This window comes from Corallococcus sp. AB049A, assembly GCF_003668885.1.
GTDB lineage: Bacteria > Myxococcota > Myxococcia > Myxococcales > Myxococcaceae > Corallococcus > Corallococcus interemptor.
In genome coordinates this window covers 1-18,891 of record NZ_RAWL01000051.1, presented here as the reverse complement: position 1 = coordinate 18,891, position 18,891 = coordinate 1, and the positions used below count along the sequence as shown (strand labels likewise).

Annotated in this window: 13 protein-coding genes; 7 read left to right on the top strand and 6 right to left on the bottom strand. The window is 68.4% G+C overall.

Translation table 11 applies throughout. The features are described from left to right. Positions 1 to 24: 24 nt before the first annotated feature. The gene (locus tag D7X55_RS08235; RefSeq protein WP_121722727.1) at positions 25 to 4,512 is read left to right on the top strand and encodes a discoidin domain-containing protein; all 4,488 of its coding nucleotides are present in this window, start codon (positions 25 to 27) and stop codon (positions 4,510 to 4,512) included. Positions 4,513 to 4,567: 55 nt separating this feature from the next. Here D7X55_RS08235 and D7X55_RS08230 read toward each other — a convergent pair whose 3' ends face one another. Further along, complete coding sequence (locus D7X55_RS08230; RefSeq protein ID WP_147442761.1) at positions 4,568 to 4,990, bottom strand: hypothetical protein; 423 nt, start codon at positions 4,988 to 4,990, stop codon at positions 4,568 to 4,570. 88 nt (positions 4,991 to 5,078) lie between these two features. Between D7X55_RS08230 and D7X55_RS08225 the strand changes: the two genes are divergently transcribed. After that, positions 5,079 to 6,719: a M1 family metallopeptidase gene (locus D7X55_RS08225; RefSeq protein WP_121722726.1), complete on the top strand. Its 1,641-nt coding sequence runs from the start codon at positions 5,079 to 5,081 to the stop codon at positions 6,717 to 6,719. 54 nt (positions 6,720 to 6,773) lie between these two features. Here the strand turns inward: D7X55_RS08225 and D7X55_RS08220 are convergent, their stop codons facing one another. After that, positions 6,774 to 7,406, bottom strand: coding sequence for an SRPBCC family protein (locus D7X55_RS08220; RefSeq protein ID WP_120548930.1), 633 nt, complete (start codon positions 7,404 to 7,406; stop codon positions 6,774 to 6,776). Positions 7,407 to 7,598: 192 nt separating this feature from the next. Between D7X55_RS08220 and D7X55_RS08215 the strand changes: the two genes are divergently transcribed. Next, positions 7,599 to 8,582: a WD40 repeat domain-containing protein gene (locus tag D7X55_RS08215; protein WP_121722725.1), complete on the top strand. Its 984-nt coding sequence runs from the start codon at positions 7,599 to 7,601 to the stop codon at positions 8,580 to 8,582. Positions 8,583 to 8,616: 34 nt separating this feature from the next. After that, on the top strand, positions 8,617 to 11,094 hold the full coding sequence (locus tag D7X55_RS08210; RefSeq protein WP_121722724.1) for a PQQ-dependent sugar dehydrogenase: 2,478 nt from the start codon (positions 8,617 to 8,619) through the stop codon (positions 11,092 to 11,094). A 43-nt stretch (positions 11,095 to 11,137) separates the two neighbouring features. Here the strand turns inward: D7X55_RS08210 and D7X55_RS08205 are convergent, their stop codons facing one another. Next, positions 11,138 to 11,587 carry a phosphate-starvation-inducible PsiE family protein gene (locus tag D7X55_RS08205; protein ID WP_199746900.1) on the bottom strand — a complete coding sequence of 150 codons (450 nt, stop codon included), beginning with the start codon at positions 11,585 to 11,587 and terminating at the stop codon, positions 11,138 to 11,140. A 230-nt stretch (positions 11,588 to 11,817) separates the two neighbouring features. On the opposite strand from D7X55_RS08205, the gene D7X55_RS08200 reads away from it, so the two are divergent. After that, positions 11,818 to 13,458 (top strand): sorbosone dehydrogenase family protein, encoded by a 1,641-nt coding sequence (locus D7X55_RS08200; protein ID WP_121722723.1) that lies wholly within the window; start codon positions 11,818 to 11,820, stop codon positions 13,456 to 13,458. Positions 13,459 to 13,548: 90 nt separating this feature from the next. Beyond that, positions 13,549 to 14,430, top strand: coding sequence for a helix-turn-helix domain-containing protein (locus D7X55_RS08195; RefSeq protein WP_121722722.1), 882 nt, complete (start codon positions 13,549 to 13,551; stop codon positions 14,428 to 14,430). Here D7X55_RS08195 and D7X55_RS08190 read toward each other — a convergent pair. After that, on the bottom strand, positions 14,394 to 15,158 hold the full coding sequence (locus tag D7X55_RS08190; protein ID WP_199746899.1) for an SDR family oxidoreductase: 765 nt from the start codon (positions 15,156 to 15,158) through the stop codon (positions 14,394 to 14,396). The two genes, D7X55_RS08195 and D7X55_RS08190, sit on opposite strands and share 37 nt — an antisense overlap. 164 nt (positions 15,159 to 15,322) lie before the next feature. Here D7X55_RS08190 and D7X55_RS08185 point away from each other — a divergent pair, with 164 nt between their 5' ends. After that, the gene (locus tag D7X55_RS08185; RefSeq protein WP_199746898.1) at positions 15,323 to 15,970 is read left to right on the top strand and encodes a cysteine hydrolase family protein; all 648 of its coding nucleotides are present in this window, start codon (positions 15,323 to 15,325) and stop codon (positions 15,968 to 15,970) included. A 10-nt stretch (positions 15,971 to 15,980) separates the two neighbouring features. Here D7X55_RS08185 and D7X55_RS08180 read toward each other — a convergent pair whose 3' ends face one another. Together D7X55_RS08180 and D7X55_RS08175 are read right to left on the bottom strand one after the other, a co-directional pair. After that, positions 15,981 to 16,526: a hypothetical protein gene (locus tag D7X55_RS08180; protein WP_121722732.1), complete on the bottom strand. Its 546-nt coding sequence runs from the start codon at positions 16,524 to 16,526 to the stop codon at positions 15,981 to 15,983. Between the two features lie 93 nt (positions 16,527 to 16,619). Next, positions 16,620 to 18,677 carry a cation:proton antiporter gene (locus tag D7X55_RS08175; protein ID WP_120548934.1) on the bottom strand — a complete coding sequence of 686 codons (2,058 nt, stop codon included), beginning with the start codon at positions 18,675 to 18,677 and terminating at the stop codon, positions 16,620 to 16,622. Positions 18,678 to 18,891 lie beyond the last annotated feature (214 nt).

Below are 18,891 nucleotides of genomic sequence, written 5' to 3'. Positions count from 1 at the left end.
GTCAGCTCAAGGAGCCATCCCCCTATGTCTGAATCCTTGCCGCGGGTGTCGAGCCCCTGTCTCCGTGATGCGCCGCGTGTCTGGCTCTTACAAGCCTTCGCGGCGGTGCTCACGCTGGTGTCCCTCCTGGGCGGCTCCAGCGCCCTCGCGCAGACGAACGTCGCGCTGAACAAGACCACCTATACCTCCTCCGCGGAGGCTCCATTCCTGGGCCAGTACGCGGTGGACGGCGACGGTGGCACCCGCTGGGCCTCCGGCTTCACGGCGAACGAGTGGATCACCGTGGACCTGGGCCAGACGCGCACCCTCTCGCGCGTGGTGCTCACCTGGGAGGCGGCGTACGCGACCGTCTACAAAATCCAGGTCTCCACCAACAACACCACCTTCACGGACGCGCTGACGGTGAACACCGGCGACGGCGCGGTGGACGACCTGTCGCTGCCGTCCGGCACCACGGGCCGCTACGTCCGCATGCAGGGCGTCACGCGCGCGCTGCCCGCGTATGGCTATTCGCTGTGGGAGTTCGCCGTCTATGAGACGGGCGGCACGCCGCCGCCCACCAACACGGACCTGGCGCGCAACCGTCCGGCCACCGCGTCCAGCGTGGAGGCGGACGCGGCGGGGCTGCAGCCGGGCTTCGCGTTCGACGGGGACGTCAACACGCGCTGGGCCTCCGCGCAGGGCGTGGATCCGCAGTGGATCCGCGTGGACCTGGGCTCGTCCCAGGTGGTGGGCAAGGTGGTGCTGGACTGGGAGGGTGCGTACGGCAAGACGTACACGATTGACGGCTCCAACAACGACAGCACCTGGACCACGCTCAACACGGTGACCAACGGCGCCATCGGCCGCCGGGAGATTCCGGTGTCGGGCACGTACCGCTACCTCCGCATGCGCGGCACGGAGCGCGGCACGGGCTATGGCTATTCGCTGTGGTCCTTCGAGGTCTACCAGAACGGCGGCACCACGCCTCCGCCCACGCAGACCACCAACCAGACCATCAAGCTGAACTTCCCGGAGCTGGCGTACGCGAAGATCAACGTGTCGCCCACGCCCCTGTCGGTGACGCCGGTGCCGGAGGAGGGCAACACCACGCCGTCCGTGCGCAACCCGCCCGGGCCCTTCACCTACCAGCTCACGTTCCCGCCCAACACGACGGTGACGCTGTCGAAGAACCAGTTCTCCCCGACGCAGCCCAACACGGACATCCGCCTGGCGGTGGTGGATTACAACGGCGTGCAGCAGCGCGCCCAGTCCGTCACGGCGCTGGCGGTGCAGGGCGCGGACTGGAACGTCGAAATCTTCGCCACGGGCGGCGGCCCCACGGATCCGCGCGACCCCACCATCATCCCGGACCCGTACGTGGCGCCCGCGCCGCTGCCGGTGGCCGGGGCGTTCCGCCTGGCCTCGCCGGCCAACAACGCGATGGTCACCACCACCCGCCGCCCCACGCTGTCGTGGGCCCCGGTGACGGGCGCGACGAACTACAAGCTCTACGTCAACCTCACGCGCGACGACTACGACTGGATGGCGGCGGGCAACCTGCTGGACCGGTACACGCAGGTGGCGTCGCAGACGGGCACGTCCTTCACCTTCACGGAGGACCTGCCGGACCGCTGGACGTACAAGTGGTACGTCGTGGCCACGCTGTCGGGCGGCGGCACGTCGCGCTCGGACATCGGCAACTTCAGCGTGTACCTGCCGGTGGTGGAGACGCAGGCGGACGGCGTCAACCTGATCAATGGCATCCGCGACCTGAACAAGAACGGGACCATTGAGCCGTACGAGGACTGGCACAACCCCGTCTCCGTGCGCGTGAACGACCTCTTGGGCCGCATGACGCTGCGCGAGAAGGCGCTGCAGATGTTCTACGACGCCAAGACGTACCCGGAGGCGGGCTTCCAGATGGGGCCCCTGTCGCCCACGGACATCCCCCTGTTCCAGAAGGCGTCCGCGGCCACGCGCCTGGGCATCCCGCACATCGACGCGGGTGACACCATCCACGGCTACAAGACGAGCTGGCCCACGCAGCCCGCGCTGGCCGCCACGCGCGACCTGGACACCATCCACGAGATGGGGGACATCCAGCGCCGCGAGCAGCTGGCCATTGGCAGCCGCGGCACGCTGTCGCCGCTGGCGGAGGTGAACACCAAGGTCCTGTATCCGCGCACGCAGGAAGGCAACGGCGAGGACGCGGACCTGGCGGCGGGCATCACCCGCGCGCTCATCGCGGGCCTCCAGGGTGGCCCTGAGGTCAACCCGGGCTCCATCTGGGTGACGACGAAGCACTGGCCGGGGCAGGGCGCCGGCGGTGAAGCGGGCATCACCTACGACGGCACGACGATTCACTACCACATGCGTCCGTGGCACGCGGCCATCGAGGCGGGCACCAGCGGCATCATGCCGGGCTACGCGGGCAGCTGGCTGCTGGGGCCGGAGGGCTACGGCGCGGGTGACAACCCGGGCATCCTCAACTACCTGCGCAACCAGCTGAAGTACGACGGCGTCATCTGCTCGGACTGGCTGCCGTCGGGTTCGTGGGTGCGCTCCGCCTCGGCGGGCTCGGACGTGATGGGCGGCGCGACACCGCAGGCCATGGCCAACTTCGAGAACGAGGTCCCCGTCGCGCGCATCAACGACTCCGTGCGCCGCATCCTGGACCTGAAGTTCCGCCTGGGCATCTTCGAGGACCCGTACAAGCAGGGCCCCGCCGGCACGTCCCAGTGGCACACCGCGGACAGCAAGGCGGCGGTGCGCCGGGCGTCCCAGGAGGCCATGACGCTGCTCAAGAACGACGGCGCGCTGCCCATCCGTCTGCCGGCGGGCGGCAAGCTGGTCATCGCGGGGCCGCGCGCGGACGACATGTCCTGCATGGTGACCTGGCGCTCGGACTTCCATGGCAACGAGTTCGGCGACCCGACCATCTACGCGGCGGTGAAGGCGCGCGCGGAGGCCGCGGGGCTCACGGTCTACAAGGACAACGCGCCCGCGGGCGTGACGCCGGACGCGGCCATCGCCGTCGTGGGCGAGAGCTACTTCACGCACGGCACGGAGTGGGACAAGGAGAAGCCGTACCTGCCGGGCGACCCGATTGGCCCGGCGCACGACGCGAAGTGGGGCGACCAGTACGCCGTCATCAACAGCTTCAAGTCGCGCGGCATCCCCACGACGGTGGTGGTCATCAGCCCGCGTCCGTACGTGCTGACGAACGTGGTGCCGCTCTCCAACGCGCTGATGCTGGCGTACCGCCCGGGCGACATGGGCGGCTACGCGGTGGCGGACGTGCTGTTCGGCGACGTGCTGCCGCGTGGCAAGACGCCGTGGCAGCTGCCCCGGTCCATGAGCCAGATTGGCACGGACGTGGAGAACAACCAGCTGGAGAAGTGGGACCTGCCGTTCGACCTGGGCGCGACGGACGCGGAGCGCACGGCCATCCGCCAGAAGATCGCGGCGGGCCAGCCGGTGCCGCCCACGTACGGCAACCCGCTGTACCAGTACGGCTCCGGCATCCAGGGCTTCGGCCTGACGGACGCGACGCCGCCCGCGGCGTTCAGCCTGCTGACGCCCGCGAACAACGTCGTCATCACCGGCACGCGTCCGGCGTTCACCTGGACCGCGAGCAGCGACGCGCAGACGGGCATCCAGCGCTACGAGGTGTTCCTGGACGGTGGTTCGATGCCGGTGGCCATCACCAAGACGCCGTCGGCGGCGCTGGATGGGCTGAAGCTGGCGAACGGGACGCACACCTGGTTCGTGAAGGCGTTCAACTGGGCGAACGGCGTGACGCAGTCCGCGACGTTCACCTTCACGCTGAACGACGCGACGCCGCCGGCGGCCTTCGCGGCGCTGTCGCCGTCGGCCGGGCAGCCGGTGCCGGGTACGTCCACGCGCTTCATCTGGGAGCAGACGACGGACGTGGGCGCGGGCGTGGCGGAGTACGTCCTCATCGTGGACGGCGCGGACCGCACGCCGTCCATCCTGCGCAGCACGCCGGTGCCGGCGGGCACGAACCTGGCGCGCGGCAAGAATGCCTACGCCACGTCCGTGGAGTTCGGCAGCGCGAACGACGCGGTGGACGGCAGCCTGACGACGCGCTGGTCCAGCGTGGGCACGGCGACGACGGGCGACACGGAGTCCATCACCATCGACCTGGGGGCCATCTACTCGCTCAAGCGCATCGTGCTGAACTGGGAGGCCGCGTACGGCCGCCGCTACGTGCTGGAGGCGTCGCTGGACGGCTCCTCCAACTGGACTGCGCTGAAGACGGTGGACACCGGCGACGGCGGCATTGACGACTGGACGGTGGCCGGCGTGGGCCGCTTCGTGCGCATGCGCGGCGTGCAGCGCGCGACGGCGTACGGCTACTCGCTGTGGGAGTTCGAGGTCTACGGCGTGGGCACGGAGCAGACGACGCTGAACGGCCTGTCCACGGGCTCGCACACGTGGCGCGTGCGCGCGGTGGACGGCGCGAACAACACCACGCTGTCCTCGGGGCCCATCAGCTTTACGAAGTAGAGGTGAGGCCTTGAGCTGAGAGGAGGGGCGGCCGGAGTCACGGGCCGCCCCTTCTTCATTTGGACGGCATCCCGCGAAGCTGTAGCCAGTCGTCAACGTCCGCGCACCCGGTCCGAGGCACCCGAGAGAAGACAGAGGGTTCAAGCTCCTTCTCGATCTCGTCGGACGAGTCGTATGAATCAATCTCCATGCACTCCCAATAGCGATCGAACAGCGCCTCGGAGATCGAGCCTGCATCGAATTCCTGTCGCAGGTCCTGCGATGCCCCATACGCAGCCAGGACCTGACTGACATCCAGCAGGAAGAGGAGCTTGAACCTCAAGGGCCACCCCCTGCCGGCACGCGCCAATCGGCTCGGCCGGGTCTGGTCCCACAGTCGAGGCTGGTGAAAGTCGGATGTCTCGACCCATGGCTCTCCGCGAAGACGTTCGAGCAGCGCCGGCTTGGGAGTCACCAGGAAGTAGAACGGAATCATCATCTCGCGAAACATACGGCCGGAGCGATGGCCGCCCCTTCTTTCTTCTGCCGGAACGACCCGGGAGACTGGCTGGAGCCGTATCCCAGCCATGCTTCCATCCTGGCTCAGACGCTTCGCGCTGCCGTGCTTCGTCCTGGGTGTGACGGGCTGCGAGTCCAGCGAGCCGCCTCTGGAACCGCCCGGGTTGGGCGGGGTCGCGCTGGCGTACACGGTGGACCGGTACGACTTCGCGTTCGACCTTACGACGGGCGAGGCCGCGTCCCGGTTGGCGTTGGACGTGGAGGCGGGCGCGCGAGGTTGCGTGTCGCTCCCGGCTCCCCCGGAGGTGACGGACGTGCGGTGGGACGGGGTCCCCGCGGACTTTCGCGTGGTGGACGGGCACCTGGAGGTTTGCGGAGTGGCGCCAGCGGACGGGCCCTTGTGGATCGACAGCCAGCAGCGTGTCGCGGAGACCACGGAGCCGTACACGCGGGTGGGGTTCTCCCGGCGGCTGGATGCGCAGGGGCGCCCCTTCACGTACCTACTGGGGTGGCTGGAGTCCTGCGACCTCTTCGGCCCGTGTGATCCCGCACCTGGGCGCCTGGCGCACTTCACCTTCGACGTCACCCATGCGCCCGGCGCGGTGGTGCTGTGTCCGGGGAGCCTGTCGCGACGGGATGACACGCATACGCGGTGTGAGCTGCTGGGCACGCGGGCGCCTACGTATTCAGCGTTCATGATCGCGTCGCATCCGGCGTGGCAGCGCACGCGGCTGGTGGACACGGACGTGGGGCGCGTGGAGTTGTACGAGCCCCCGGGCGGACTGCTCGGGCCGGCGATCGACGCGGGCGCGGTGGCGGAGTTCCTGGCGTGGATGACGGCGCGCTTCGGGCCGCTGCCCTATGGCCCTGAGCTGCGGGTGGCCAGCGGGCGCACGGACTGGCTGGGCATGGAGCACCCGGCCAACATCGTCCTGCGCGACGACCTGCCAATGTTTCCCGGTGCCTACACCAACATGACGCTGCACACGTTGCTGCATGAGATCGCGCACCAGTGGGCCGGTAACCGGACGACGCTGGCGAGCGCGGAGGACTACCCGTGGAAGGAAGCGGTGGCGGAGTACCTCACGTATGTCTTTGAGGACGAGCACCGGAGCAACGAGGCCGCGACGACGCTGGCGTACCTGGACCGGCTGGCCCGGACGTCCTCCTACTACCTGCGTCCGCGAGACACGCCCGCGCCGCCGTTCCTCTCCTTCGTGAATGACGTCTACGGCACGGGCCCGATGATCCTCCTGGTGCAACTGGAGTCCCTGCTGGGGAGGCCCCAGGTGCTCGCGGGGCTCCAGGCGTTCCTGGCCGAGCCGGGAGTCCGGAGCATCACGGACCTGCGGCACGCTCTAGAGACCGCGTCGGGACAGGACCTCCAGCGCTACTTCGACACCTGGGTGGACGGGCAGGGGGAGCCGGACTGGCCGTTCTTCCAGGTGGAGTGGCAGCAGGGAGAAGCGTTCGCACTGACCGTGACGCAGCGGACTCAGGCCGGGAAGGTGTATCCCTGCGAGGTGGAGATGGAGCTTCAGGGCGAAGCGCCGGAGGAGCGCCGGCGGGTCACCGTCTCCTATGGCCTGGATCCGGAGTCCGCGACGGCGGGGCTCACGGTGGAGGGACTGCCGTGGCGGGTCCAGCAGGTCGTGGTGGATCCGCGCAATCGGCTGGTCAATCGCAGGAGCTTGAGCGCAGTGCCGTAAATGGAAAGCCCCTCGGGCAAGGAAGGCGCGAGGGGCTTTGGAGCCGCGTTGAGGCTACGGCGTGGGCGCGGCGACGGCGGGCGCGGCGGCAGCGGCCTCTTCGGCGGCCTTGGCCTCGGCGACCTTGCGAGCGGCTTCAGCTTCGGCGCGCTTGGTGGCCTCGGTCTGGGTGGCGGTCTTCATGCTGGCGAGGCCCTTCTCGAAGTCCTTGCCGATCATCTGGTCCATGTCCATGAACACGCACATCGCCTTGCTCATGAAGGTGTGCTCCCCGGCCATGGTCCAGGTGACGGTGGTGCCGGCGTCGGCGGGCTTGAACGTGAAGGTGGTGATGCTGCTGTCCTCGAAAGGCTTGATGAACTCCAGCTTGATGCGGACGGACGCGTCGGCGCTGGCCTCCAGGATGGTCATGCGGCCCTCACCCACGTCGTTGTTGCCCACCCACCCATAGGTGGCGCCAACGCCCGACTCCGCGCCGCCAAACGTCCGCTTCATGTTCGGGTCGAGGTTGTCCCAGGGAGACCACTGGTTCCACTGGCGGAAGTCATTGACCAGCCCGAACGCGATGTCCGGCGAGCCCGGCACGGTGGCGGAGCGCGTGACGGTGTAGGTATCAGGGCGGGTGGCGACGAAGCCGGCGAACAGCACGAGCACGGCGACGACGCCAATGGCGATCTTCTTGAACATGGAGGTCCTCGGAACGGGAGCCCAGGGCAGGGCGCCCGCGTCTTAGGCCGCCCGATCGCTCCGGCTCAAGCCCCCCAGTGCACGTCCCACCTTGACGCAGTGTGCGGAGCAGGCGCCATCGCTGCCTGCCCGCTCCGAAACTGCTTCAAGCCTCGCTCGTGAGCAGCTAAGCGCCATCGCTGGAATCGCACCATGCTCATGCCTTCCCTTCAGCTGACCCCTGACACCGCTCGGCACCTGTCCCTGCTGCGGACGCTGGGCACGGCGGAGCTGTCGCCGTATTCGCGGTGGCAGTGGCTGGCGTGGGATGCATCGTCGCGCTACCTGCTGTCGGTTCAGAAGCAGGGTGGGGTGCCGCTGCGCTGGTGGGACCTGAACTCGCAAGGGTCGGAGCCGCTGGCCGCGCATTCGGTGCCCGGTTGCATTGCGGCGTGGTTCCTGCCCGGCTCCGAGCAGCTGTTGTCCGTGACGGTGCGTGGCACCCTTCAGACCTGGTCGGTCTCCGACGGCCGGTTGCTGTCCTCCGTGGAGACTGGGGGCTCCGTCTCCCATGCGCACCTGTCATCGGATGGGACGCGCCTGCTCCTCGTGGCGAGCGTGGGCCGCGTGATGCTCTGGGACCTGGAGCGGCGCTGGCTCGTCTGGCGGAAGGAAGACCCCTGGCAGTTCCATGGCTGCGCGCTTTCAGCCGACGGCGCGTTTGCCGCCGTGGGAGCGGCCGAGGAGCAGGAGAACTCCAACACCCGGGCCTCCCTGCGCCTGTGGGACGCGCGGACCGGCATGCGCGTCACGACGCGTGCCTTCGACGCCCGGCGCATCTGGGCCGTGGCGTTCACGCCCTCCAGCGAACACCTGGTCGCCGCGAACTCCGCCGGAGAGCTGCTGTTCCTGGCGTTGCCCACGCTGGAGATCGCGCGGACCTTGAAGGCCCCCGCCTCGTTGGCCCTCCACCTGGAGTTCAACCCGGAGGGCTCCCTGCTGGCGGCCAGTCCAGACACCAGCGCATTCGTGGTCATCGACGTGCAGAGCGGGCAGCACGTCTTTGCCTACTCAGACCTGGATGATCAGCAGGGCAGCACCGCGAACTTCTCTCCAGACGGACGCTTCGTGAGCTGGGGCATGGACGACGGCAAGGTGGGCATCTGGGGCGTGAAGGCCGATCCGCGGAAGAAATGACAGACTGACGGAAGGTGACGCTAGAGTTGAGGCCATGCGCTCACTCCTTCCGTGGCTTGCACTGGCATTGCTGACAGCCTTTGACGCTCAAGCCCAATTCAGGATTCCCATTCCGCCTCCTGGCGCCTACGGCACCGAGGTGACGACGTTCGCCGGGGGAGATGCGCTCCTGGAGGCCTCGGGATTGATCTGGGCGCCGGATGCGTCCAACCGCCTCTTCGTGCTGCTCAAGTCCGGCAAGGTCCAGGTCATCCAGAACGGCAGCCTCCTGCCCACGCCCTTCATCAATGAACCCGTGGGGACCGAGGGAGAGCAGGGCCTGCAAAGCCTTGTCTTTGACCCGGACTTCGCGACCAATCACTACGTCTACGTCTTCGTCACCAGGCCCGACTTCACCTACACCGCGCAGATTCTCCGGTTCATGGATGTGGGGGGCGTGGGCATCAATCGCACCGTCATCGTCGATGACATCCCGGCGGGTACCATCCATAACGGGGGCGGCATGGCCTTCGGGCCGGACGGGCTGCTGTATTTCGGCGTGGGCGACCGGGGCACGAAAGCGGGTGGCGGGGACGACCTGACGCTGCTGGCCTCGAAGATCAACCGGGTCCACAAGGATGGGACCACCCCCTCGGACAACCCCTTCTACGACGGCGACGGGCCGAACAATGACCTCATCTGGGCTCGCGGCTTCCGCAATCCCTTCCGCATGCGCTTCGAGCCGGGAACCGGGAAGCTCTGGGTCAATGTCGCCGGTGAGGTTTCCGAGCAGATCTTCCGAGTGGGACGGGGTGACCACGCGGGCTGGGCCACGTACGAGAACAACCAGCCCGAAGGCTTCCTGACGCCCCTGGTCGCGTACCTCCCCGGGAGCTGGGAGCTCTACTTCTTCACGCCAACGGGCGCGGTCCGCCAGAACGGCGTCACGACCTTCACCGTCCAGGGGAGCCAGCCGGTCACGGCCCTGCGCAAGGGCCGGAAGGTGACCGTGCGGGAGGTGCTCGACCCGAGCTTCAACGGGACCTGGATCATCACGGGCTTCCCCACGCCCTACTCCTTCACGGTGGACCAGCCAGGACCGGATGCGGCGAGTGGCGGCGGTTGGCTGAGGACCGACATCATGGGCGAGGCCGTCGTCGGCGGAGCCTTCTCCGAGGGCTCGCTGTTCCCAGCGGAGTACCAGGGCAACTATTTCTTCGCGGACTTCACGGGCAACGTCTACCGCGTCGTGCTCGCCACCGACGGCACCGTGGAGCGGGTGCCGCTCGTGCTCTGCTACGACGACCGTGAGGTGTTCACCGACGTCGCGATGGGACCTGACGGCGCGCTGTATGTCATGTCGTACGCGGGAGCCATCTACCGCCTCACGCCCGTGCCAGCAGGGCAGGGCGTGGTCGCCTCCGAGCAGGACCTGGCCATCCCTGAGGGAGGGACGAAGACGTTCACGGTCTCCCTGGCCATGCCTCCCTCCGCTCCAACGTATGTCCTCGTCGAGCGGCGTGAAGAGGACTCGGACATCCGGGTGACGTCGGGGCAGGAACTCCTCTTCACCGCGGCCAATTGGAACGTTCCCCGGACCGTCACGCTCTCCGCGGCGCAGGACGCGGACGCCGACATCGACCATGCGACGATCACCTTCTCGATGGACCAGGGCTACCCGGCGGGCATCCCCGGTGCGGAGGTCCACGTGCGCACTGAAGAGGATGAAGTCCAATCGCTCCAACTCTCCGCCACCGCGGTGGACCTGGAAGAGGGGAGCAGTGACACCTTCACCGTCGCCCTGGCCTACGCGCCGACGGCGCCCCTGACCGTGACCGTGGCGCGCACGTCCGGGAGCGAGGACGTGAGTCTCACCGGGGGCGCCACGCTGACGTTCGCGCCCCAGGACGGCACCGCCGCGAAGACGGTCACGCTGGCGGCCGCGCAGGACGCCGACGGTGAGGACGACCTCGCCGTGCTCACGGTGTCCGCGCCGGGCCTCGCCTCGCGTACGGTCTCCGTCACCGCCCGCGACGTGGCCTCGGTGCCGGTCATCACCTCCACGCCAGCGACGCAGGCGACCGTGGGCGTCCCCTATGCGTACACCGTCACGGCGACCGGCCGGCCCGCGCCCTCGCTCGTGCTGGAGGAGGGGCCCCAGGGCATGACGCTGGACCCTGAATCCGGGCTCCTGTCCTGGACGTCCCAGGCCGAAGCGACCGTGGCGGTTGCCGTGCGCGCGAGCAACGGTCAGGCCCCCGATGCCGTCCAGACGTTCCAGCTCCAGGTCCAGCAACCAGAAGTCGCCGACGCGGGCACCGAACCGGATGGTGGCGGCATCCAGGACGCGGGGACCTCCATGGACGCGGGGATCGTCGCGGACGCGGGCTCCACGCAGGACGGCGGCACGGTGCCCAATCCCATGGGAGGTGACGTGAGCGGCTGCGGTTGCGGTGCCACCGCGATTCCAGGCGTCCTGGGTTGGTGGCTGCTCTCCGGGCTCCTGTGGAAGCCCCGCCGCGCCCGGCGATAGTCCACCCCTCGCCAGGAACGCTCGGCTGGCGGCCAGTCCTGTCTCAATGGTGGCGGGACTGGCGGCGCGACGTCCTCAGGAAGAACGCCCCCGCGAGCGCGATGACGAGTGCCGCCATGGCGAGCACGGTGACGCCATCGTACTTCGACAGGTCCAGGACAATGACCTTCCGGGCGACTGCGATGAGCGCGACCTCCAGCACGATTTCAACGTGCACGACGTTGTCGCGCAGGTACGCCTTGATGGTCTCCAGCAACTCCACGCCAATGAGGATGAGGAGAACGAAACCGAAGATCTCCAGCAGTTCGTCCACTTCCAGAATGAGGATGGGCGGGGTGATGATGTCCTTGGCGATGATCCATCCCAGCTCCAGGGTGGAAAGCGCCACGACCACCATCATCATCACGACGATCGAGACGACGACGACGCGCTCGAACTTCTTGATGAGGAGGTTCAGTCCTCCCTGTGGGGAGGGAGTGCCTTCCGTGCTCACAATCCGTCCCCCTTCCGCTCGGGAGCAGGGGCCGGCCTGCCCGCCGACGAGTGCCCGCACGCCCGGAAGCTCGCGCGGTCATGCGCTGCCTCCCGGATCGAACCTGGGTGTAGGGCACGGGGTTGGCAATTCTTGAAGCGGCAAAAGAGTCGCCTGGGCGCTCAAGCCCCGGCAGGAGGTGGGAAATAAAGCTTGATAGACAGACAGGCGGTTGCGCTAGCGTTTGCCCCATGCGCCTGAACGCCATCTGGCTTGCCCTGGCATTGCTGACAGCCTTGCCCGTGTATTCCCAACCCACCGAGACCGCTCGTGATCTTGAGATCTCGGATTGGGTCACTTCCCAGACGATCATGAACGCCACGCGGATGGGATGGGTTCCGGACGGTTCGGGTCGCCTGTTCATTTCGACGATGCCTGGAAAGGTCTACGTCGTGCTGAACGGGCAGGTACAGCCGACCCCCTTCATTTCCGAGTCCTTCAACCAGAGCTTCCAGCAAGGCCTCCTGGGCATGGCCTTCGATCCGGACTTCGCGAACAACCACTACGTCTATTTCTTCGCGGCGATGCCGGGCTACAAGCTGGAGGTCTTCCGGTACACCGACGTCGGGGGCGTTGGCGTGGATCGCACTGTCATCGTGGGCGGGCTCCAGGCGGGACGCCTCGACTTCGACGGTGGCGGGCTCACCTTCGGTCCGGATGGCATGCTGTACTTCGGGGTGGGAAATCTCAACGGTACCAAGGCGGAGGATGTCCTGACGAACGCGGCGGGCAAGATCCACCGCGTGTACCCGGATGGCACCGTGCCCACCGACAACCCCTTCTACGATGGGGCAGGCCCCAACGTGGACAGCATCTGGGCACGGGGTTTCTGCAACCTCTATGGGCTCGTCTTCCAGCCGGGGACCGGCCGCCTGTGGGCCAACGCCTCAAGCCCGCAGACCATTCAGGTCTTCAGCGTGGGGCCGGGTGACCATGGAGGGTGGCCGCTCTACAACTTCGTCCGGCCCACGGGTTACCTCTCGCCCGTGTATGCATATATCGCCAACCATGAGTTCAATTCGTTCACGCCGACAGGTGCGGTGAGACAGAACGGCGTCACGACCTTCACGTTCCAGAACAACACCTTGGGGGCCTTGTGGTACCGCAAGGGGACGCGAGTGATGATCCGGGATGTGACGGACCCCAGCTTCAATGGGGACTTCTATGTCACGGGGCATCCTTCCGCGCAGTCGTTCACCGTGGACCAACCGGAGCCGGACGCGATGAGCGGTGGTGGAATGCTCAGGCGATGGATCCCGGGTGAGTTCGTCATGGGAGGCATGTTCTATGGAGGGACGCGCTTCCCCACGAGCTACTCCGGCAACTACCTGTACACGGACTTCCGCGGAATGCTTCATCGCATCCGGTTCGCCGCGGATGGATCCGCGGCGGCGGAGGACATCATCATCAATCAGGAGACGGGCGGCGGCTTCGTTGACGTGAACGAGGGACCAGATGGCGCGCTGTATGTGCTGAGCCACTATGGGCGCATCCTGCGGGTCACCCCGGCACCTCAAGGACAGTCCCTGGTCGTGTCGTCATCGGACCTCGTCATCCCGGAAGGCGAGACCAGGACGGTCATGGTCTCGCTGGCGATGCCTCCCACGGTGGACGTCTGGGTCAAGGTGGCGGTGCAGGGCGGCGGTGGCGACCTCACCGTGGATGACGGCGCCTCGCTCCGCTTCACGCTCAACAACTGGAGCGTTCCCCAGCTTGTGACGCTGGGCGCGGCGGTGGACGCGGATGCGGAGGTCGAACACGCGTCCTTCACGTTCACACCGACGCAGGGTCTCCCCATCGTCACCGTCCAGGCCCACACCCAGGAGAACTAGGTTCGGGCGCCAGCCCCTCGCCAAGATCGCCCAAGCGGGGCAGGGGGCCGGGGACTACCCTCCCTCGGGTCACTGCCCGGAGCCCACCCCGTGAGCGAGCTTGCTCCCAACGTCACGTACTTCCGCCACCCCGCGGCGCCCGACCTGGAACTCATCCGCGTGGTGGAGGACTCCTGCCTCCGTGAAACCTACGCGGATGCGTATGCCTTCGTGGCCCTGTACGCGGGGGCCTTCGACGGCTGGTACCGGGGCTCGCGACACACCTGGGAGCCCGGCAACCTGAAGCTCAAGGAGCCGGGCAACCTCTACCGCGACCTCCACATCCACGCGCCCATCACCGTCCAGGTCGCCCGCTTTCCGGCGCACGTCGTCGAACGGGCTGCCCAGGCCCTCGACCTCCGGGGACCCGTCCACTTCCAGGAACCCCGGGACGGCGGTGTGAAGGCCGCCCAGCGCGTGTACGCGATGCACGCCGTGCTGGCGGATCCCTCGGCTGACTCCCTCGTCGTCGAGACCCGCGTCACCGAAGCCGTGGACGCGGTGCTGTCCAGCTGCGCCGAAGGTGCTCCCTCGGCGCAGCATGTCCGCGCCCCTGCTGCCGTGCACCGTGCTCGGGACTTCCTGCGTGAGAACCTGGACCAGAAGGTCACCCTGGACGCGCTCGCGGCCCACGCGGGCATGGACAAGTTCCACCTCACCCGCGCGTTCCGCCACAGCCTGGGCGTGCCCCCGTACGAATACCTCACCCATCTGCGCATCGACCGCGCCCGCCAGCTCCTGTCGGCGGGCATGTCCGCGGGGGACACCGCGTACGCCGTCGGGCTCTATGATCAGAGCCAGCTCAACCGGCACTTCCGCCGGCTCATGGGCACCACCCCCGCGCACTACGCCCGCTGCACGTCGGTGAAGCCCATGCCCCGCCGTGCCTCAAGCGGCTACAGGAACAGGCCGCCGGACGCCTCCAGCCGCTGACCGGTGATCCACCGCCCGTCCTCCGAGCACAGGAACGCGACCACGCCCCCGATGTCGTCGGGCACGCCCACGCGCCCCAGCGCCGTCTGCTCGCTGAGCATCCCGCGCAGCCCGGGGTTGTGTTCGAACGCGCCCTTCGTGAAGTCCGTCTCGACAGGCCCCGGCGCGACGGTGTTGCAGGCGATGCGGCGCGGGCCCAGCTCCTTCGCCAGGTAGCGGGTGAACGCCTCGATGGCGGCCTTCATGGACGCGTACGCCGCGTAGCCCGGGAAGGTGAAGCGCGCGAGCCCCGTGGAGAAGTTGATCACCCGGCCTCCATCCTCCAGCAGGGGCAGCAGCCGCTGCGTCAGCAGGTACACGCCCTTGAAGTGGATGTGGAACATCGCGTCGATGGCGGCCTCCTCCGTCTGTGCCACCGGCGACCAGTGCTCCGTGCCCGCGTTGTTCACCAGGAAGTCGAACGTCGTCCGGTCCCACTTCTGGCGCAGCGCCTCCCGCAGCCGCGCCGCGAAGTCCTCGAATCCCGCCGGCTTCGACGTGTCCAGCTGCAAGGCCACCGCCTTCTGGCCCATCCGTTCAATCTCCGAGACCACCGCCTCAGCTTCCGCCTGCTTGCTGTGGAAGGTGAGGACGACACCAACCCCGGCCCGAGCGAGCTTCAGTGCGCTGTTCCTGCCCAGTCCCCGGCTGCCACCCGTGATGAGCGCGATGCGATGCGTGTCCGCCATGATGTTTCCTCCACCGGACGGCCTCCGGGCCGTTCGTGATGGAGGGAAGATGCCCGCCCGCCGCGCGCCGCACTTGGGCGATGTTGGCGGGCAATGAACATCCCCACGCGGGGGCTCCGCCAACCCCGGGAGGATGATTAGCGTTCCACCACCAGGAGGTGGACGTGGTGAAGCCGCGCCAGGCGGTCCGGAAGCAGACACGCGCGCCGCACGAGCGGCGGCATGACACCGCGCTGCTCATCATCGACGTCATCAACGACCTGGAGTTCCCCGGCGGGGAGAACGTCCTGCCCTGGGCGCTGCGCATGGTGGAGCGCCTGGGCCCCTTCGCGGACAGGATGCGCAAGGCCGGCGTCCCGGTCATCTACGTCAACGACAACTTCGACCTGTGGCGCAGCAGCTTCACGGACGTCTACAAGCACTGCACCCGCAAGGACAGCCGGGGCCAGCGCGTCGCCCGGGCGCTCAAACCCCGGCCGGATGACTACTTCATCCTCAAGCCCAAGCACTCGGCCTTCTTCGCCACGTCACTGGTGCCCCTCCTGGAGCACCTGGGCACGAAGAAGCTGCTGCTCGCGGGCATCGCCACCAACCTGTGCGTCTTCTTCAGCGCCCACGACGCGCACATGCACGAGTACAAGATCACCGTGCTCAGCGACTGCTGCTGCGCGGAGAGCGACAAGGACCACGACCTGGCCCTGGATCAGCTCCAGCGCTTCCTGAGGGTGCGCGTCCGCCGGGGAGACGAGGTCCACCTGGAACCCCGCTCCCGCCGCCGCCCCACCCGCAAGCCTCCGGCTGAAGGGAAGTGACCGGGACGGCTCAGACGTCCTTGTCACCGTCGTCGTCGTCGTCGTCGAGGATGTGGCACTTGCCCGCATCCTCGTCGAGCGCCTTGCCGATGAACTCCTTCACCAGGTCGTCGCCGTTGAAGACCAGGGAGAAGTTGACCTGCTCGCCGCCGACGTCCTCCTTGCGATCCAACTGGAGCTTGCCGCCCAGCGCCGTCGCGTTCCCGTCGACGTGAGCGCCCGCGGGCACCTTCACGTCGCCACCGATGGACACCACGTCGCCCTTCACCTTCGCCCCGGGCTCCAGGATGACGCGGCCCCGGATGGCGGCCACGTCGTTGTCCACCACCGCGCCCTTCTTCACGATGACGTCGCCGTCCACGGCGACCGCGTCCTTGACCTTCTCCCCGGGCTCGATGACCAGGTTCGTGCCCTGGACCGCCTTGCTCCCGTCCTTCACGTTGACGCAGATGGTCTTCGCGGGAGCCTTGGCCAGCTTCTTCGCCGGCTCCGCCGCCAGGGCGGGCACGGCCAACGAACAGGCAAGCACGACGGTGGGCAGCAAGGAGCGGCGCATGGCGGGGACCTCCGGAACGCGGAAGGGGAGCGGCATGCCCTTGCTACGGACGGCCGCGTCCCCCATTGCATCCGGTGCCCCCGGCCCGGCCGTTCAGCCGAGCACGCCCTTCGCCGCGTCGATGGCCTCGTGCGTCCCCGCGAGCGCCAGGATGTCGCCCGCGCGCAGCACCTCCTGCGCGGTGGGCACCAGCACGCCCGCGTCGCCCCGGCGGATGGCCAGCACCGTGGCCCCCGTCATGCCGCGCAGGTTGAGCTCCGCCAGCGTCCGGCCCACCGCCGCGCTGGACTCGCCGAGCGCCACGGACTCCGGTTCGCCAATGCCCGGCAGCATCTGACGCACGCCGTGCAGCACGTCCGGTGAGGGCTCGTCCTCGTCGCCCTTGGCGTGGGACTGGGCCGCCAGCGCCTCCACGATGACCTGCGCGCCCGCGCGCATGTGCCCCTGCAGGTTCGTGGCGCTCTTCCAGAAGGCGAAGCCCAGCGCGCCCAGGGACACCAGCAGCAGCACCGCGCCCGGCACGCCCGGCAGGAACGGCTGGGTGATGGCCAGCACCGGCACGCCCACCATGAAGACGCTGGCCAGCTGGAGCGCCACCACCAGCACCCTTCGAGGCGCCGCCGCCAGGTCCACCTTGCCGTTGGCGGCCGTCGGCAGCGCGCCCTCCGCCAGCACCACGCCCAGCCGGCGCCCCATCCGCACGATGCCCACGCAGAAGGGCAGCGCCAGCGCCGTGGCCAGGCCAATGACGATCCACGGCGTCATCGTCTTGCCCCAGCCCATGCGCTCGTCGATGAACTCCGTCACCTGGGGCAGCAGCAGCGACGTGCCGATGACGATGATGGTGATGAACGCCGCGTCCAGCAGCATCAGGAGCGCCATGCGCCGCACGCGCGCGCCCACCGTCTTCTGGCGCGGCGACGTGCGCAGGTTCTCCACCCAGCTGCCGTACAGCGACGCGAACGTCTGGAGCGGCGCGGGCAGCTTGCGGTCCACCCAGTTGGCGATGGGGCCGGACGCGCGGATGAGCCACGGCGTCGTCAGCGTGGTGATGGCGGACACGGCCACCGCCACCGGGTAGAGGAACGTGCCCGTGGCCTTCAGGGACAGGCCCAGGCCCGCGATGATGAAGGAGAACTCGCCAATCTGGGACAGGCTCAGGCCCGCCTGCACGGACGTGCGCGTGCCGTTGCCGGTGAAGAACGCGCCCAGCGACACGCTGATGATCTTCCCGAAGACGACCACGCCGGTGAGCACCGCGATGGCCAGCCAGTGCTCGCGGATGAGCGCCGGATCGATGAGCATGCCCACCGACACGAAGAACACCGCGCCGAACAGGTCGCGCACCGGCTGCACCAGGTGCTCAACCTCCTTGCCCTCGCCGGACTCCGCCACCAGCGAGCCCGCCAGGAACGCGCCCAGCGCCACCGAGTAGCCGAACGTCTGCGCCAAGAGCGCACCCGCGAAGCAGATGCCCACGCTGGTGACGAGCGTCGTCTCCGGCCGCTGCAGCTTCGTGATGTAGCGCATCAGCCGGGGCACGACGAACAGGCCAATGCCGACCAGGCCCACCAGGAACGCGGCCAGCCGGCCCACGGTGATCGCCAGGTCGCCGGCGGACAGGCCGGTGCCGCTGGACACCGCGGTGAGCATGGCCATCAGCAGGATGCCGATGAGGTCCTCCACGATGAGGATGCCTACGACGATGCCGCGCAGCGCGCCCCGGATGTTCTGCTCGTCGAACGCCTTGGCGATGATGGTGGTGCTGGAGATGGCGATGCAGGCGCCGGTGAACAGGCTCTCCAGCATCGTCCAGCCGAACGCGCGGCCGACGACGAAGCCCAGCCACACCATCACGCTGCACTGGATGACCGCGGTGAGCCCCGCGGTGGGTCCCACCTGGAACAGCCGGCGCAGGCTGAACTCCAGCCCCAGGGAGAACATCAGCAGGATGACGCCCAGCTCCGACAGCGTCTGCACGATGCCCGGGTCCGCCACCAGGGGAATGGGGACGTGCGGCCCGATGATGAAGCCCGCGAGGATGTAGCCCAGCACCACCGGCTGGCGCAGGCGCTGGAAGAGGACCGTCGTTACCGCCGCGACACAGAGGACGGTGGCGAGGGCTTGGAGGAAGGCGTGGGCGTCGTGCATGGGGGGCGCCTCTGGAGGTGATGGGGCTCGCGATTGTCCGGCCCCGCCCGCACCGCGCGGGGCCGGATCCACAGGAAGTTAGGGCGGGCTCAGCCGCATCGCTCGAACGCGATGGCTCCGCCGATGATGAGCAGGCACAGCAGGGCGCTCCACAACAGGCGTGCCCCCTGCCACTGGTCGTGGGTGGCGCCGCCCTGCTGCGGCGGCGGGGGGG

Coding starts and splice junctions, on each gene's coding strand:
- D7X55_RS08235 (WP_121722727.1), top strand. CDS start 25: ATGTCTGAATCCTTGCCGCGGGTGTCGAGCCCCTGTCTCCGTGATGCG.
- D7X55_RS08230 (WP_147442761.1), bottom strand. CDS start 4,990: ATGATGATTCCGTTCTACTTCCTGGTGACTCCCAAGCCGGCGCTGCTC.
- D7X55_RS08225 (WP_121722726.1), top strand. CDS start 5,079: ATGCTTCCATCCTGGCTCAGACGCTTCGCGCTGCCGTGCTTCGTCCTG.
- D7X55_RS08220 (WP_120548930.1), bottom strand. CDS start 7,406: ATGTTCAAGAAGATCGCCATTGGCGTCGTCGCCGTGCTCGTGCTGTTC.
- D7X55_RS08215 (WP_121722725.1), top strand. CDS start 7,599: ATGCTCATGCCTTCCCTTCAGCTGACCCCTGACACCGCTCGGCACCTG.
- D7X55_RS08210 (WP_121722724.1), top strand. CDS start 8,617: ATGCGCTCACTCCTTCCGTGGCTTGCACTGGCATTGCTGACAGCCTTT.
- D7X55_RS08200 (WP_121722723.1), top strand. CDS start 11,818: ATGCGCCTGAACGCCATCTGGCTTGCCCTGGCATTGCTGACAGCCTTG.
- D7X55_RS08190 (WP_199746899.1), bottom strand. CDS start 15,158: ATGGCGGACACGCATCGCATCGCGCTCATCACGGGTGGCAGCCGGGGA.
- D7X55_RS08180 (WP_121722732.1), bottom strand. CDS start 16,526: ATGCGCCGCTCCTTGCTGCCCACCGTCGTGCTTGCCTGTTCGTTGGCC.
- D7X55_RS08175 (WP_120548934.1), bottom strand. CDS start 18,677: ATGCACGACGCCCACGCCTTCCTCCAAGCCCTCGCCACCGTCCTCTGT.